The organism is Leucobacter sp. M11 (assembly GCF_035726885.1).
Lineage (GTDB): Bacteria > Actinomycetota > Actinomycetes > Actinomycetales > Microbacteriaceae > JAPFRB01.
In genome coordinates, this window is record NZ_JAPFRB010000003.1 from 223,066 (window position 1) to 223,671 (window position 606).

At 69.6% G+C, this 606-nt stretch carries 1 protein-coding gene; it reads right to left on the reverse strand.

What is annotated here, in order from left to right; translation table 11 throughout:
* A partial coding sequence (locus tag OOT08_RS09315; RefSeq protein WP_325092898.1) for a bifunctional copper resistance protein CopD/cytochrome c oxidase assembly protein occupies nt 1-606 on the reverse strand: 606 nt, incomplete at both ends.

The following is a 606-nucleotide window of genomic DNA, read 5'->3' on the forward strand; positions in this document are numbered from 1 at the left end:
GGAACATGTGGCCCAGCATGTGGATGCTGAACAGGTACGCCTCGTAGGCGTTCAGGGCGCCGTTGGTCGTGTAGAAGAGCACGATGAGGCCGAGGATCCAGAACACGGTGCGCTGCACGGGCCAGCGGTCGCCGCGGCGGCGCAGTCGGATCACGGCGAGCAGGTAGAAACCCGCGCCAAACAGGCAGATGAGCACCCAGGCGAGGTCGAACTTCCAGACGGTGAGGAAGCTGCTCGCGCTGAGCTCCGGGGGCAGCGGGTCGCCGGTCAGCCACTCGGCGGGGCTCACGCCGGAGCCGGCGTCCCGCAGCGGTTCGAGCGACACCGGGGTCTCGCTGCGCCCGAGCGCTCCGGCGAGGCCGGAGGCGATGCCCATCATGGCGACCTCGGCGAGCACCAGCCACCAGAACGCCCGGGCCCCCAGGCTGCCGGGCCGATTGATCCGGGGGATGAGCCACTGCCGTTGCAGGGCGCCGAATACCCCGAGGGCGAGCAGGGCGAGCGTTTTGCCGATGATGAGCATCCCGTAGCCCGTGCCGAAGAGCGACTCGAGCGATCCCACGCGCAACGCAGCGCTCACGATGCCGGAGGCGGAGACGCCGAAGA